General features: G+C 71.6%; 11 protein-coding genes and 1 riboswitch. Of the genes, 8 read left to right on the top strand and 3 right to left on the bottom strand.

What is annotated here, in order from left to right; translation table 11 throughout:
- Positions 1-11: 11 nt before the first annotated feature.
- Together KO717_RS30870 and KO717_RS30865 are read left to right on the top strand one after the other, a co-directional pair.
- A complete protein-coding gene (locus KO717_RS30870) occupies positions 12-1553 on the top strand; it encodes a monooxygenase (RefSeq protein WP_301372701.1) in 1542 nt (513 codons plus the stop codon).
- A 97-nt stretch (positions 1554-1650) separates the two neighbouring features.
- Complete coding sequence (locus tag KO717_RS30865; RefSeq protein WP_301372700.1) at positions 1651-3063, top strand: amidohydrolase family protein; 1413 nt, start codon at positions 1651-1653, stop codon at positions 3061-3063.
- Here the strand turns inward: KO717_RS30865 and KO717_RS30860 are convergent.
- Positions 3058-3885: a helix-turn-helix transcriptional regulator gene (locus KO717_RS30860; RefSeq protein ID WP_301372698.1), complete on the bottom strand. Its 828-nt coding sequence runs from the start codon at positions 3883-3885 to the stop codon at positions 3058-3060. The two genes, KO717_RS30865 and KO717_RS30860, sit on opposite strands and share 6 nt — an antisense overlap.
- A 303-nt stretch (positions 3886-4188) precedes the next feature.
- Here KO717_RS30860 and KO717_RS30855 point away from each other — a divergent pair, with 303 nt between their 5' ends.
- The 3 genes from KO717_RS30855 (at position 4189) to KO717_RS30845 (ending at position 8604) form a co-directional block, all read left to right on the top strand.
- On the top strand, positions 4189-5385 hold the full coding sequence (locus KO717_RS30855; RefSeq protein ID WP_301372697.1) for a serine hydrolase domain-containing protein: 1197 nt from the start codon (positions 4189-4191) through the stop codon (positions 5383-5385).
- 313 nt (positions 5386-5698) lie between these two features.
- A complete protein-coding gene (locus tag KO717_RS30850; RefSeq protein ID WP_301372696.1) occupies positions 5699-7768 on the top strand; it encodes a galactose-binding domain-containing protein in 2070 nt (689 codons plus the stop codon).
- Between the two features lie 218 nt (positions 7769-7986).
- The gene (locus tag KO717_RS30845; protein ID WP_301372695.1) at positions 7987-8604 is read left to right on the top strand and encodes a TetR/AcrR family transcriptional regulator; all 618 of its coding nucleotides are present in this window, start codon (positions 7987-7989) and stop codon (positions 8602-8604) included.
- Here KO717_RS30845 and metE read toward each other — a convergent pair.
- A complete protein-coding gene (gene metE, locus KO717_RS30840) occupies positions 8601-10919 on the bottom strand; it encodes a 5-methyltetrahydropteroyltriglutamate--homocysteine S-methyltransferase (RefSeq protein ID WP_301372694.1) in 2319 nt (772 codons plus the stop codon). The genes KO717_RS30845 and metE overlap by 4 nt on opposite strands.
- 180 nt (positions 10920-11099) lie before the next feature.
- Positions 11100-11328, bottom strand: a riboswitch (cobalamin riboswitch).
- Between the two features lie 224 nt (positions 11329-11552).
- Between metE and KO717_RS30835 the strand changes: the two genes are divergently transcribed.
- A complete protein-coding gene (locus tag KO717_RS30835) occupies positions 11553-12095 on the top strand; it encodes a hypothetical protein (protein ID WP_301372693.1) in 543 nt (180 codons plus the stop codon).
- Positions 12096-12198: 103 nt separating this feature from the next.
- Here the strand turns inward: KO717_RS30835 and KO717_RS30830 are convergent, their stop codons facing one another.
- Positions 12199-13947: an FAD-dependent oxidoreductase gene (locus KO717_RS30830; protein WP_437184597.1), complete on the bottom strand. Its 1749-nt coding sequence runs from the start codon at positions 13945-13947 to the stop codon at positions 12199-12201.
- Between the two features lie 102 nt (positions 13948-14049).
- Between KO717_RS30830 and KO717_RS30825 the strand changes: the two genes are divergently transcribed.
- Together KO717_RS30825 and KO717_RS30820 are read left to right on the top strand one after the other, a co-directional pair.
- Entirely contained in the window at positions 14050-15219 is a 1170-nt protein-coding gene (locus tag KO717_RS30825; protein ID WP_301372691.1) for a SchA/CurD-like domain-containing protein, read from the top strand.
- Positions 15220-15232: 13 nt separating this feature from the next.
- Positions 15233-15484, top strand: a complete 252-nt coding sequence (locus KO717_RS30820; protein WP_301372690.1) for an acyl carrier protein — start codon at positions 15233-15235, stop codon at positions 15482-15484.
- The last annotated feature ends 59 nt before the right edge of the window (positions 15485-15543 follow it).

Genomic DNA, 15543 nt, shown 5'->3' with positions numbered 1-15543 from the left:
AGGCATCACCGATGGATACCGGCGTGATCGTCGTGGGAGCGGGACCGACCGGGCTGCTGCTCGCCTGCGAGCTGGCACTGGCCGGCGTACGGACCCTGGTCGTCGAGCGGCGCACCGAGCCCCACCAGAACTCCCGGGCGCTGACCCTGCATCCGCGCAGCCTGGAACTGATGGACCTGCGCGGGCTGGCCCCGCGCTTCCTGCAGCTCGGCCGGACCCTGCCGGGATGGCACTTCGCCGCCCTCGACACCCCGCTGGACTTCGCCGCGCTGGACAGCCGCCATCCGCACACCCTGTTCCTGGCGCAGGCGCGCACCGAGGCCCTGCTGGCCGAGCGGGCGCACGAGCTGGGGGTGCGGATCCACCGCGGGCACGCGCTCACGGGCCTGCGCCAGGACGAGGACGGGGTCGAGGCGGAGGTGCGCGGGCCGGACGGGGACCCGCGGACGGTTCGCGCCGCCTACCTGGTGGGATGCGACGGCGGTCGCGGCTTCGTCCGGCAGGCGGCCGGAATCGAATTCCCGGGCACCGACGAGACCCTGACCGGGGTGCTCGGGGACTTCGCCACCGCCGGGGCCGACCCCGCGGCCCTCGCGACCGCGCGCGCCGCGGGCGTACTCGCCGTCCCCCTGGAGGGAGGGCTCACCCGCTTCGTGTACATCGATCCGGAGCGGATGCGGACACCGGCGCGGGTGCCGGTGACCCTGGAGGAGTTCCGTACGGCGCTGATACGGATCTGCGGCTCCGACTTCGGGGTCGACCGGCCCCGCTGGCTCTCGCGCTTCGGCAATGCCACCCGGCTGGCCGCCGCCTACCGCTCCGGCCGTGTCCTCCTGGCGGGCGACGCCGCCCACATCCACTTCCCGGCCGGGGGCCAGGGCCTCAACACCGGGCTCCAGGACGCCATGAACCTCGGCTGGAAACTGGCGGCGGAGGTGCACGGCTGGGCCCCGCCCGGGCTCCTCGACACGTATCACGCCGAGCGCCACCCCGTCGGCCGCGCCGTCGCCGAGAACACCGAGGTGCAGACGCTGCTGGCGGAGCTGCCGCTGGTGGCCCGCTACCGGCGGCCGGCCGCCGCGCTGCGCGGGCTCTTCGAGGAACTGCTGGCGATGCCCGAGGTCAACCGCCGTCTCGCCGACCGGGTGTCCGCGCTCGGCACCACCTACCCGGCCGGCTCCCCCGACGCGGATCCGCTGGTCGGCCGCCGGATGCCCGACATCGGCCTGAGCGTGACCGGTCCGGCCGGATCGGACGCGACGCGGGTGTACGAGCTCCTGCACCGGGGCGGCTTCGCCCTGCTCCGGCTCATGGACGCGCGGGACACGCACCCCGAGGCGTACGCGGCCCCCGCCACCGGACGGGGCCCGCGGATCGGCGCCTTCACCGCCCGCGCGACCGAGGAACACCCCGAGCTCGGCGGGGTCCGCGAGGTCCTGATCCGCCCCGACGGACACGTCGCCTGGGCCACCAGGAGCACCGACGCCGGGCTGCGCCGCACCGGGCGCGAGAGTGCGCTCGCCGCGTGGGCGGCGCGGCCCGCCGCACCGTGAGCATGGGTGTGCCGCACCCGGGCAGAGGGCGGCCTGGCTGCCACCTCCCCACGGGCCGAGGCTGAGGGTCCACATCCCCTCACGGCAGGACCTCCGCATGCCCCGCAACGACACCACCAGCCACGCCGTCCTCGATCGGCTCCGGCTCCGGGCCGCCGATCCGGGACGGCGCATCCTGTTCACCGGCGCCACGATCGTCACGATGGACCCGCACCTCGGTGTCCTCGACCACGCGGACCTGCTGGTCGTAGGCGATACGGTCGCGGCGGTCGGGCCCGGCCTGGACCGGGACGGCGCCGTGGTCGTCGACGCCACCGACACGATCCTGACGCCCGGCTTCGTCGACACCCACCGTCACGCCTGGCAGACCCAGCTGCGCCGGATCATGCCGGACGTGGACGATCTCGGCGCCTACGTCTCGACCACCCTGGCCGGCTACGCGCCGGTCTACCGGCCGCAGGACATGTACGTCGGCACCCGCCTGGCCGCACTGTCCGCGCTCGACAGCGGCATCACCTGCATGCTGGACTTCTCCCACAACGCACGGACGCCCGAGCATTCCGACGCCGCCGTCCAGGCGCTGCTGGACACCGGCATCCGCGGCGTCCACGCCTCCATGGGACCGCACTTCGGGGACTGGGACCGGCAGTGGCCCGGCGACCTGGCCCGGCTCAAGGAGCGCTGGTTCAGCAGTGACGACCAGCTGCTGACGCTGCGCGTGGCCGCACTGGCCACCGACGAGATCGCCGGTCCCGCTCTCGCGTACGGCCCTGAACTCGCGCGTGCGGCCCGGGATCTGGACGTCGGTGTCAGCGTGGACGCCGTCTTCGGCGCCCCCTCCTCCCACGCGGTGCAGCGGTGGGCGGCGGACGGCCTGCTCGGCCCCGGCCTGACCCTCATCCACGCCACCGGTCTGACTCCGCAGGCCTGGCAAGCGATCGGGGAGAGCGGCACGACCATCGCCCTGGCGCCCACCTCGGACGCGCAGATCGGACTGGAGACCGCGGTACCGGCCGTCGACGAGGCGCTGGCGGCCGGCATCCGGCCGGGACTGAGCATCGACGTCGAAGTCGCCCTGGCCGGAGACATGTTCACGCAGATGCGGGCCCTGCACACGGTCCAGCGGATGCGGGCGGTGAACGCCGTCCACGGCACCGGCGGGCGACCGGTGCGCATCACCACCCATGACGTCCTGGATTTCGCCACCCTCCAGGGCGCCCGGACCAACGGCCTGGACGCGGTGACCGGCTCCCTCACTCCGGGGAAGAAGGCCGACCTGCTGGTCATCCGCGCCGAGGACCTCAACAACATGCCCCTCAACGATCCGATCGGGACCGTCGTCCTCGGCTCGGACGCCCGCAACATCAGCGCCGTCCTCGTGGGCGGCACGCCCCGCAAATGGAACGGACAGGTACTGGACGTGGACCTGCCCGCCCTGCGCGAGGAGGTCCAGGCCTCCCGCACGTACGTACTCGACGCCGCGGCCGGCCGGGCCGCCGGGCGGTCATGACGTCCGGCGGGTGGCGTGCAGGCTGCCGAGCAGGGCGAGGCCCCGGGCGCTCGGGCTTCCCGGTTCGGCGTGGTAGATCACCAGTTGCTGGCCCGGCGCTCCGAGCACGGCGAAGGACTGGAAGCCGAGCAGGAGCGGACCGACGTCCGGGTGGTCGAGCTCCTTGGTGTCGTGGGTCTTGCCGCGGACGGTGTGCGCGGCCCAGAGCGTCGTGAACTCCGGGCTGATCTTTCCGAGTTCACGGACCAGGGCGCCCAGGCGGGGGTAGTGCGGATCGAGGCCGGCCGCGTGGCGCAGGCCGGCCACCACCGCCTCGGCCGCGCGGTCCCAGCGGACGAAGAACGGCCGGGCCGCGGGGTCGAGGAACGTCATGCGCGCGAGGTTGTCCCGCTGCGCGAACGGGGAGAACAGCGCCTCGGCCATCGCGTTGGCCGCCAGCAGGTCGGTGGCGGGGTTCAGGACGAACGCCGGGGTGCCCGTGTACCCGTCCAGCAGTTGGCGCAGAGGGGCGCCGATCGACTCCCTCGGCTGCGGCCGGTCACCGTCCGGCGCGGTGCCCGCCAGCCGGAAGAGGTGTTCCCGTGCCGCTTCGTCCAGGCGCAGGGCGCCGCTGATCGCGTCCAGGATCTGCGGGGAAGGGCCGCGTTCGCGCCCCTGTTCCAGCCGGGCGTAGTAGTCGCTGTTCATTCCGGCGAGGACCGCGACCTCTTCGCGGCGCAGCCCAGCCACCCGGCGGCGTCCGTAGGAGGTGAGTCCCACGTCGTCGGGCCGCAGGCGCGCGCGCCGGGCACGCAGGAAGTCTCCGAGATCGTTGCTGGTCACTGCTTCAGACTAGGGGGTGTCTTGTCGGTCAGACCGGGCTCGCGGCGCCCGGTCTGACCGACAAGACACCCCCTGAGCCGCGCGTCCGAGCGGTTGCCTGGGTGTGGCGCACCCGGGCACGCGCCACGCCGCTCCGACGGCGGGAACGGGGTGGGCGAGGGCGGCTCGCCCGTGTGGCTGAACTGGCGTTCGTAATTGGCGCGTTCCCGCTCATACCGGTGGCCGATCGGTCCGATGATCTTGCGTAGGCTCGTAGCACCCGATTCGTACGACCCCCCACCGAGGAGCATCGTGCCCCTGCCCATGAACCGTCGTCTGGCCCTCAGTGCGGCCCTGCTGGCGGTGATGGCCGCCGTGGCTCCGGCGACCACCGCCCACGCCGCCCCGACCACTCCCGATCTCGAAGCACTGACCCAGGCGTTGCGGAACACGACCGCCGCCGGTGCGCCGGGCGCCCTGGCCCGTTTCAGCGGACCCGGCGGGGTCACGGTCCGGACCGAGGGGGTACGGGACAAGACCACGGGCGCGGCGATGGACCCGCAGGCCCGCTTCCGGATCGGGAGCGTCAGCAAGACGTTCTCCTCCGTCGTCCTGCTGCAGCTGGTGAACGAGGGCCGGATCGATCTGGACACCGCCGTCAACCAGTACCTGCCCGGACTGCTGCCCGACGACCGGATCACGGTGCGTCATCTGCTGACCCACCGCAGCGGGCTGGCGGACTACACGAACGCGATGTTCGAGCACACCGTGCCGGGCTTCGAGGCCGTGCGCAACAAGGTGTTCAGCTACCAGGAGCTGGTGGACCTCTCGCTCCGCGAACCCCGGACGACCGAGCCCGGCGTCGCGTACAAGTACTCGAACACGAACTTCGTCGTCGTCGGCATGCTCATCGAGAAGGCGACCGGCAACGGTGTGGCCAAGGAGTACGAGCGGCGGATCTTCAAGCCGCTGAAGCTGCGCAACACCTCCTACGTGCACCCCAGCGCGCAGATCAAGGGGCTGCACACCCGCGGCTACCTCCACCCCGACGAGGCCGGCGCGCCGCTGGTCGACTCCACCGAACAGACCGTGTCGTGGGCCCAGTCCGCCGGTGCGGTGATCTCCAATCCCGCCGATCTGAACACCTTCACGTCCGCGCTGCTCGGCGGGCGGCTGCTGCCCGCCCCCATGCTGGACGCCATGCTCACGGCGACGCCGACCGACGCCACGAACACCCGGTTCTACGGGCTCGGCCTGCGCCGCTACGACCTGTCGTGCGGCACCTCGGTCTACGGCCACACCGGCACCGTGCAGGGCTTCTACACCTACGCCTTCTCCACCCGCGACGGACGCCGCTCCCTCTCCGCGATGGCGAACACCTCGAACAAGGGCGAGGCGAACACGGCCCTCGGCGGAACCCTCGAAGCGGCGTTCTGCGGTAAGCCGGCCCCGAAGGCCACGGCGCGCGGATTCGCGACCGCCCCGGCCGAGATGGACCTGATGGAGCACAACGCGCGCTGACGCCAAGGCGCCGTCGCCCCGGGGGGGCGGACCCGGCTCGCGCACTCCTGCGCGTACCGTGCCGAGCCGGGCCGCTCCCCCACTCATGTCTCCCGGCCCGTGAACGATGCGTGGGCCTTGTGAAGGATCTGCTCATCTGATGAATCATCAGGTCAGGTGTCCCGGACTATTGACTCTGTCGATGGCAGTCGCGATTCTCGTCCCACTGTTTGTGGGGTCCATGACAAGTCACGCCTGTGGCCGTGGCTCGTCATGCCCCTGAACGGATCCGGCTCCCCGACCGCGCCATCCGGCTGACCTTAAGACGTGAGTGATGACCATTTCTCGACACACGCACCACAGGCGTAGGCCCCTGGCGGTCCTGTCATTGCTCCTCGCCGTGGTGGCCATGGTGCTCGGCCCCGTACCCGCTTCCGCCGCCGACCCCGGCTGGTGGAACCCGGTCGCACGGCCCGCACCCGACTCCGACATCAACGTCACGGGCGAACCCTTCAAAGGGACCGACGCCCAGGGACGGGTCCGGGGCTTCGTCGACGCGCACGACCACCTGATGTCCAACGAGGGCTTCGGCGGCCGCCTCATCTGCGGCAAGCCGTTCTCGGAGGCGGGGGTGGCCGACGCGCTCAAGGACTGCCCCGAGCACTACCCCGACGGCACGCTCGCGATCTTCGACTTCATCACCAAGGGCGGTGACGGCAAGCACGACCCGAACGGCTGGCCGACCTTCAAGGACTGGCCCGCCCACGACTCGCTGACCCACCAGCAGAACTACTACGCCTGGGTCGAGCGGGCCTGGCGCGGCGGTCAGCGCGTGCTCGTGAACGACCTCGTCACCAACGGCGTCATCTGCTCGGTCTACTTCTTCAAGGACCGCGGCTGCGACGAGATGACGGCCATCCGGCTCGAAGCGCAGAAGACCTACGACATGCAGGCCTACATCGACAAGATGTACGGCGGCCCGGGCAAGGGCTGGTTCCGGATCGTCACGGACTCCGCGCAGGCCCGCGACGTCGTCCAGCAGGGCAAGCTGGCCGTGGTCCTCGGGGTCGAGACCTCCGAGCCCTTCGGCTGCAAGCAGATCCTGGACATCGCGCAGTGCAGCAAGGCGGACATCGACCGCGGCCTGGACGAGCTGTACCGCCTCGGGGTGCGCAGCATGTTCCTGTGCCACAAGTTCGACAACGCCCTGTGCGGGGTCCGCTTCGACGAGGGCGCCCTGGGTACAGCCATCAACGCGGGCCAGTTCCTGTCGACCGGGACCTTCTGGAAGACGGAGAAGTGCACCGGCCCGCAGCACGACAACCCCATCGGGCTGGCGGCGGCCACGCCCGCAGTGCAGAGCAAACTCCCGGCGGGGGTGGCGATCCCGTCCTACGCCGCCGACGCCCAGTGCAATACGCGCGGACTCACGGAACTCGGCGAGTACGCGGTGCGCGGCATGATGAAGCGCAAGATGATGCTCGAGGTCGACCACATGAGCGTGAAGGCCGCGGGCCGGTCCTTCGACATCATGGAGTCCGAGTCGTACCCGGGTGTGATCTCCTCGCACAGCTGGATGGACATGGACTGGACCGAGCGGGTCTACAAGCTCGGCGGCTTCATCGCCTCGTACATGAGCGGTGCCGAGGGATTCAGCGCCGAGGCGAAGCGGACGGACGCGCTGCGCGAGAAGTACAACGTCGGCTACGGGTACGGCACCGACATGAACGGCGTCGGAGGCTGGCCCGGACCGCGCGGGGCCGACACCCCGAACCCGGTGCGCTACCCGTTCCGCAGCACCGACGGCGGCTCCGTCATCGACCGGCAGACCACCGGCTCGCGGACGTGGGACCTCAACACCGACGGCGCCTCGCACTACGGTCTGGTCCCCGACTGGATCGAGGACATCCGCCTCGTCGGCGGCCAGGGCGTGGTGGACGACCTGTTCAAGGGCGCCGAGTCCTACCTGACCACCTGGGGGAACTCCGAGAAGCACAAGTCCGGGGTGAACCTCGCCACGGGCTCCCCGGCCTCGGCGTCGAGCGCGGAGTGGTGGAACCCCTTCGTGAACTACTCCCCGGGCCGGGCCGTGGACGGCGACTCGGGCACCCGCTGGGCGAGCGAGTGGAACGACAACCAGTGGCTGCGCATCGACCTCGGGTCCGCGAACCGGGTGGGGCGCATCACGCTCGACTGGGAGGCCGCGTACGGGAAGGCGTACCGCATCGAGGTCTCCACGGACGACACGAACTGGCAGACCGTCTGGTCCACGACCGCCGGTGACGGCGGCCTGGACACGGCCCGCTTCTCCGGGGTGCCGGCCCGCTACGTCCGCGTCCAGGGACTCGAGCGCGGCACCAAGTGGGGGTATTCGCTCCACGAGGTCGGCGTCTACAGCAGCTGATCCTGCCGAAGAGAAGTCCAGGGGCCGGGGCCGGCCGGATCTGCTGATCCGGCCGGCCCCGGCCGCCGTGGCATCGCACGGCACGCACCGGGCACCGGGCACCACGCACCAGGCACCAGGCACCAGGCACCAGGCACCAGGCACCAGGCACCAGGCACCACGCACCACGCACCACGCACCAGGCACCAGGCACCGCAGCACGAACCGAAAGGAACGCCATGGCACGGATGCCCTCGGCCGAGCGGCGCCGGCAGCTGACCGAGGCAGCCATCCGCGCGATGACCCGCGACGGCGTCGCCGCGACGACGACCAGGTCGATCGCCGCCGAGGCCGGCGTGTCCCTGAGCGTCTTCCACTACTGCTTCGAATCCAAGCAGGCCCTGCTCGAATCCGTCATCGCGGCGATCACCGACCACAGCGTCACCCTGGTGAGGGAGGCGATCCAGCCGAAGGCCACCCTGCGGGAGACCGTCCGGGCGGGCTTCCAGGCGTACTGGGACCATGTGTCCGCCCACCCGGGCGAACACATGCTCACCTACGAACTCACCCAGTACGCCCTGCGCCGGCCGGACTTCGCACACCTGGCGCGGCGGCAGTACGAGCGGTACTGCGCCACCTACACCGAACTGATCGAGCAGCTCCGGCACCACATGGGCTTCGAACTCCGCGTGCCCGTGAGCGTGCTGGCCCGCTATCTGGCCGCCATGACCGACGGGCTGACGCTGAACCATCTCGCTCTGGGCGACGACAGGATCTCGGCGGACGTCCTCGACGTGATCACCGACCACGTCGCGGGCCTCGTCGGCGACGACGGTCCGACGGAGACGGCGGCCTAGATCTCGGCGCGGACCTGCCGGGCCGCCTCGACCAGGTTCTCCAGGGAGGCCCGGGTCTCCGGCCAGCCCCGGGTCTTCAGGCCGCAGTCGGGATTGACCCACAGCCGCTCCGCCGGGATGGCCCCGAGCCCCTTGCGCAGCAGAGCCGTCGCCTCGGCCACGGAGGGGATCCGCGGGGAGTGGATGTCCCAGACCCCGGGACCGACCTCGCGCGGGTAGCCGGCGCCCGCCAGTTCACCGGCGACCTGCATGTGGGAACGGGTGGCCTCCAGGCTGATGACGTCGGCGTCGAGGTCCTCGATGGCCTCCACGATGTCGCCGAACTCGGCGTAGCACATGTGCGTGTGGATCTGGGTGTCCGGACGGACTCCGGCGGTGGTGAGCCGGAAGGACTCGGTGGCCCAGGCGAGGTAGGCGGCGTGGTCGGCGGCCCGCAGCGGGAGGGTCTCGCGCAGGGCGGGCTCGTCGACCTGGATGACCGCGGTGCCGGCCGCCTCCAGGTCGCCCACCTCGTCGCGCAGGGCGAGCGCCACCTGGCGGGCGGTGTCGCCGAGGGGCTGGTCGTCGCGGACGAAGGACCAGGCGAGCATGGTGACGGGGCCGGTCAGCATGCCCTTGACCGGCTTGGACGTCTGCGACTGGGCGTACGTGGTCCAGCGCACGGTCATCGGGTCGGGGCGGGAGATGTCGCCGGCCAGGACGGGCGGGCGGACGTAGCGGGTGCCGTAGGACTGGACCCAGCCGTGCTGGGTGGCCAGGTAACCGGTGAGCTGCTCGGCGAAGTACTGGACCATGTCGTTGCGTTCGGGCTCGCCGTGCACCAGGACGTCGATGCCGGCCTTCTCCTGGAAGGCCAGGACCTCCCGGATCTCGGCCCGGATGCGGTCCTCGTAGCCGGCGGTGCCGATGCGCCCGGCCCGCAGGTCGGCGCGGGCCGTGCGCAGTTCGGTGGTCTGCGGGAACGATCCGATCGTGGTCGTCGGAAGGAGCGGGAGACCCAGGTGCGCCCGCTGGGCGGCGGTCCGCTCCGCGTAGGGCTGGGGGCGCCGCCCGTCGGCGGCGGTGACGGCGGCGGTGCGGGCCCGGACCGCCGGATCGTGGGTGAGGGCGGAACCAGCGCGGGAGGCCAGGTCGGCCCGGTTGGCGGCGAGTTCGGCGGCGATGGCGTCCGTGCCGCGGGCCAGGCCCCGGGCGAGGGTGGTGACCTCCGCGGTCTTCTGGCGGGCGAAGGCGAGCCAGCGCCGGACCTGCGGGTCGATGTCCCGTTCGGCGGTGGCGTCCAGCGGCACGTGGAGCAGGGAGCAGGAGGTGGCCACGTCCACCCGGTCGGCGAGGCCCAGGAGGGTTCCGAGGGTGGCGAGGGACTTCTCGTAGTCGTTGATCCAGATGTTGCGGCCGCTCACGACACCGGCGACGAGGCGCTTGCCGGGCAGGCCCCCGACGGCGGCGAGGTCGTCGAGGTTCGCGGCCGCCGCCTCGGTGAAGTCCAGGGCGAGGCCTTCGACGGGTGCCTTGGCCAGCACGGGCAGGGCCTCGCCGAGCCGGTCGAAGTAGGAGGCGACGAGCAGCCTGGGCCGGTCGGTCAGGCCGCCGAGTTCCCGGTAGGCGCGGGCGGTGGCGTTCAGCTCGGCCGGGGTGCGGTCCTGCACCAGGGCGGGCTCGTCCAGCTGCACCCACTCGGCTCCGGCGGCGCGCAGGTCGGCCAGGACCTGGGCGTAGACGGGCAGGAGCCGGTCGAGCAGGGCCAGCGGATCGAAGCCGGCGGCGACGCCGGGGGCGGGCTTGGCGAGCAGCAGGTAGGTGACGGGGCCGACCAGGACCGGGCGGGCGGTGTGGCCCAGCCCGCGCGCTTCCCCCAGCTGGGCGACCTGCTGGGTGGAGTCGGCGGTGAAGACGGTGTCGGGGCCGAGTTCGGGCACCAGGTAGTGGTAGTTGGTGTCGAACCACTTGGTCATCTCCAGCGGCGCCACGTCCTGGGTACCGCGCGCCATCGCGAAGTACCCGTCGAGCGGGTCGGCCGCGACGGCGGCGCGGTGCCGCTCGGGGACGGCTCCGACCATCACGCTGGTGTCGAGCACGTGGTCGTAGTACGAGAAGTCACCGGTCGGCACCTCGGTGATGCCGGCGTCGGCCAGCTGCTGCCAGTTGGTGCGGCGCAGGTCGCGGGCGGTCTCCCGGAGGGCGTCGGCGGTGACGCGGCCCTTCCAGTAGCCCTCGACGGACTTCTTCAGTTCGCGGTTCTGGCCCTGGCGGGGGTAGCCGTACACGGTGGCCACGGTGGGCCGTCCTGCGGCGGCGGGGGTCCTGCGGGTCACGGAACTCTCCTTCGCGAGCGTTCTCCTGTGGACCCGGTGAGGGGCCGAGGGCGCGAAGGGATGACGAACCGGACGGAGCCCGACCGGGTACGGGTACGTGCAGCTGCACGCGTCCGCGGTCGCCCGCCTGATGTGTCGCCGACCCGCCCACGAGGTCACCGGGATTTCCGTGCGCGATCGGTCGCGTACGGGCAACGGGCAGGTCTTCGGACTCGCGGGCACGTCCCGTCGTACGGATGCCGTACGAGACTCCTACTGGCCGTCGCTTCCCAGACCCGTCCGGGCCCAGTGCGTATGACGGCGGTCGTTCCCGCTCACCGCTGCGGGGCAGTCCCGGATTCCCACCGGGTTCCCTCTTACGACGCATCCCGCCTGGCGGACGGGGCGAACCAGCTGCCCGGCCAGAGTAGACGGCGTTCCGCGCCGGCGCGCGGAGTTGTCCGGCATCCGGATGGCAGGGTGGGACCCAGGGGCGAAATCCAGCCATTGAGTGAATTGCATCACTGAGGCGCGAGTTGTGTCCCTCTTGTCCGTTTACCGGATCGAACTGCCCGGTCAGGGCGCTACGTTGCAGCTCTCTGCATCGAGATCACTCGATGACCACCGGAAGACCGAGGAAGTATGGGTTCCCCGATGAGCGCCCGGCCGAGGGCCGCCCTCGTCGTACGCGCCGCCCTGGTGTCCGCGCTGGCCTGGGGCGGTCTCACCGCCTGCGCCGCCGACGAGGAGAAGCTGCAGTACGCGACCGACTACGCGGGCCACGAACCCCTGGGCGTGGTCGGGTACCCCACCTCCGAGTCCCTCGGGATCACCCAGAAGCTGATCTGGCGGCTCGCCGACGGCAAGGCCGAGGAGGTGGAGGCGCTCGCCGCCGACCCCGACGACGCGAAGGGGGACGTCGAGCGGACCGCCCGGAACTGGATCCGGGCCTTCCACGAGGGGGCCAAGGGGAAGGTGACCGCGGAGTTCTACGACGAGGGGTCCGTGCGGCAGCTCGTCGTCGTGTACTTCCACGACAGCGGCCAGACCAAGTCGTTCGTGGTGCGCCTCACCGGAAGGACCGGAGAGGACGGCTGGCGCGTGACCATGCGGGAGCCGGATCCGAAACAGGCCCCGGCGGCCCCCGACTGGGTTCCGAGGACGCCCGGGGGGCTCGGCTCGAAGACGCCGCGATGACCCGGTCAGGCCGCCTCGTCGCAAGGTGAAAGGCGCCGTCCCGCGGATCACTCCGCGGGACGGCGCCCTCGTCTCTCCGGGAACGGGAACGCGAACGGTCGGATCAGGACCGGTCCAGCAGCGTGGTCAGGACCTCGTGGAGGACCGCTGCCGGATCCGCCACCGCCTGCGCCGAGCGCCAGGCCACGAAACCGTCCGGGCGGACGAGGATCGCACCCTCCTCGGTCGTGCCGTGCACCTCGGTCCAGTCGCCGCCGTTCGCCGGGATGAGGTCGGCATCCGGGCCGGTGCCGATCGCGTACACGTCCAGGGGCAGGCCCAGCTGTTCGGCGACGGACCGCCCCGCGGCACGCCACGGCGCACCCTCGGAGCACAGCAGGACGAAGGAACGCTCGTAGAGGTCCACGGTGGACTTCGGCTCCGGATCCCCCGCACCGCAGAGCCACATGTGCGGTGCGCGGCTGCCCGGATCTCCGCAGAGCCGCATCCGCTCGGGTACGACGGGCCGGTCCGGATCGGCTCCCAGCACCGCGCCCCGGTTGTAGCGGTAGCCCATGGCCACGGAGAGGACCCCGCCCTGCCGGCCGCCGCCACCGCCACCGCCCGGCGCGGAGTCCGGCCCGGCCGCGGGCGCGGGTGCGGCCCCGGAGGCGGACGCGGGCTCGGGGTCGGGCTCGTACCCCGGGTGGCTGTGCTCCGCCGAACGTGCCGAAGCGCGCTCGCTCGTCGCCCGGGCCACCGGCAACCGCTCGGCCTCGTAGGTCTGCAGCAGCCCCGGGCCGGCCGAACCGTCCAGCACCGCGGCGAGCTTCCAGGCGATGTTGTGGGCGTCCTGGATGCCGGTGTTCGAGCCGAACGCCCCGGTGGGGGACATCTCGTGGGCGGAGTCACCGGCCAGGAAGACCCGGCCGACCGCGTACCGCTCGGCGACCCGCTCGGCGGCGTGCCACGGGGCCTTCCCGGTGACCTCGACGTCCAGGTCGGGGGCGCCGACGGCCCGGCGGATGTGCTCCACGCAGCGCTCGTCGGTGAAGTCCTCCAATGTCTCGCCCCGGTCCGGGTGCCAGGGCGCGTGGAAGACCCACCGCTCGCCGTTGTCCACCGGCAGCAGGGCCCCGTCGGCATCGGGCTTGGTCAGGTAGCACACGATGAAACGCCGGTCGCCGACCACGTGGGGCAGCATCTGCGACCGGAAGGTGATGCTCACGTTGTGGAACAGGTCCCCGGAGCCGCTCTGGCCGATCCGGAGCGCCTCCCGGACGGGGCTGCGCGGCCCGTCGGCGGCGACAAGGTAGTCCGCGCGCACCGTGCTGTGCTCCCCGGTCTCCCGGTTCTTCACGATCGCGGTGACCCCGCCCGGGTCCTGGTCGAAGGAGAGGAGTTCGGTGGAGAACCGCAGGTCGGCTCCGAGTGAGGGGGTCACGGACATCAGGACCGGTTCGATGTCGTTCTGGCTGCACAGACACCATGCCGCCGGACTGAAGCGCGCGAGCGCGCCACCCGGGTCGATTTCCTCGAAGAGCCACTCCTGGTCGTCACCGGTCAGCGAGCCGCCCTGCATGATGCCGTGGTTGTCCGCCAGGACCGAGGCGGCCTCACGGATCCGGTCCTCGACACGGGCGACCCGGAACAGTTCCATCGTCCGTACGTTGATACCGCGTCCGCGTGGGTGCATCGAGGTACCCGCGTGCTTCTCGACCACCATGTGTCTGATGCCATGCCGGCCGAGGAAGAGCGAGGTGCACAGACCCACCAGCGAGCCGCCCACGATGAGGACCGGGACGTGGTGGTCGACGTTTTCCTTCATGGGTCTTCCATGCCCTGTACGAGCCCGGTTCCCTCGCTCGTTCACCCGCTTGGTTCTCTCCTCTCGCGCCGCAGGGATTACGGGACAACGATCGGTTCGGGTGGCGCCGCCCCGTGGCGACCGTGTGGTCTCGAAGGAGTGTGAACGATGACAACCTTGTCGGAACGGATATCCCAGTCCGCCTTCGACGGCTCGAGGCTTCGGGTCGTGCTGCTGCTGGATCTGTACGACGGTGCGCAGAATCAGTTCCTGGAGGTGTACGAACATCTCCGCGAGCAGGTGTCCTCCGTCCCCGGACACATCCGCGACGAGTTGTGCCAGTCGATCGAGAATCCGTCGCAGTGGCTCATCACCAGCGAATGGGAGAGCGCGCCGCGGTTCTTGGCCTGGGTCAACAGCGAGGAACACGTCGCGTCGGTGCAGCCGCTCCACGGCTGCGTACGGGACACCCGCTCGCTGCGTTTCAGCGTGCTGCACGTGACCGGCAAGGGGCCGGACCCCGGCTCCCCCTCCCCCACCGGCCCGCCCTCCGCCGCGTCTTCACCGGACGCCGCGGACACCGCCCGGGGTAGCCTCCGGGTCGCTCCGCGGCGCGGTGACGGCGTGGTCCGCCACGCGCTCACCTTCACCGTCAAGCCCGGCAGCGAGCCGGTGGTGGCGGAGCTCCTGGCCGGGTACACCTCCCCGCAGGCCCAGGTCGACGAGAGCACCCGGCTCCGCCGGACCTCGCTGTTCATGCACGGCAACCGTGTCGTGCGGGCGGTCGAGGTCGAGGGCGACCTCCTCGCGGCCCTGCGCCACGTGTCCCAGCAGCCCGAGGTACGGGCGCTGGAGGAGGCCATCAACCCGTACCTGGAACAGGACCGGGATCTCAGCGACCCCGGATCGGCCCGGATGTTCTTCACCCGTGCGGCGCTCCCGGCGGTGCACCATGTGGCGGCAGGCGGCCGCGAGCCCGCGGACGTCAGCCGGCACGCCCTCTTCTATCCCGCGAAGGACGGGTGCGGCATGGCGCTCGCCCGGCTGCTCGCCGGGCAGGACGAGGCGGCCGTGGACGACCCGACGAGCCCCATCGAGGGCAGCACCGTCTTCCAGCGCGACGACATCGTCGTGCGCCTCCTCGACCTGCGCGGCCCGCTCGACGCGCGCCCCGCACTGGCCCTCGGCGTCGAGGGCGGCCACAAAGCTGCTGTGCTCGCCCGGCTGCTCGACAGCGCCAAGGACGGCGTCCCCACCACAGACCAGGAGATCTCACGCTTCCTCGCGCGCTCTGAAATGCGCCTGATCACCGACCGGCGTGCGCCGGTCCAAGCCTGAGGAGTTGTCCGTCATGACCGCTCGACTGACCATGGAAGAACTGGCCGCCCTGATGAAGAAGGGGGCCGGCGTCACCGTCGACCCCGCGGCGATGGCGAGCCGCCCCGACTCGGGCTTCGACGAGTGGGGGCTCGACTCCCTGGGACTCCTCGGCATCGTCGGTGAGCTGGAGAACCGGCACAGCAAGCCGCTGCCCGCCGACGCGGACCGGTGCAAGTCGCCGCGCGAGTTCCTCGACCTCGTCAACGCCGCCCTGGCGGCCTGACGCCGGCGTCCGGAACACCGACAAACGCCTCGAGACCGGCTTCGTGCCGGTCTCGAGGC

The organism is Streptomyces xanthophaeus, assembly GCF_030440515.1.
Taxonomy (GTDB): domain Bacteria; phylum Actinomycetota; class Actinomycetes; order Streptomycetales; family Streptomycetaceae; genus Streptomyces; species Streptomyces kutzneri.
Note: the sequence above shows the minus strand (reverse complement) of the source record. Positions and strands in the feature narration are given on the sequence as shown.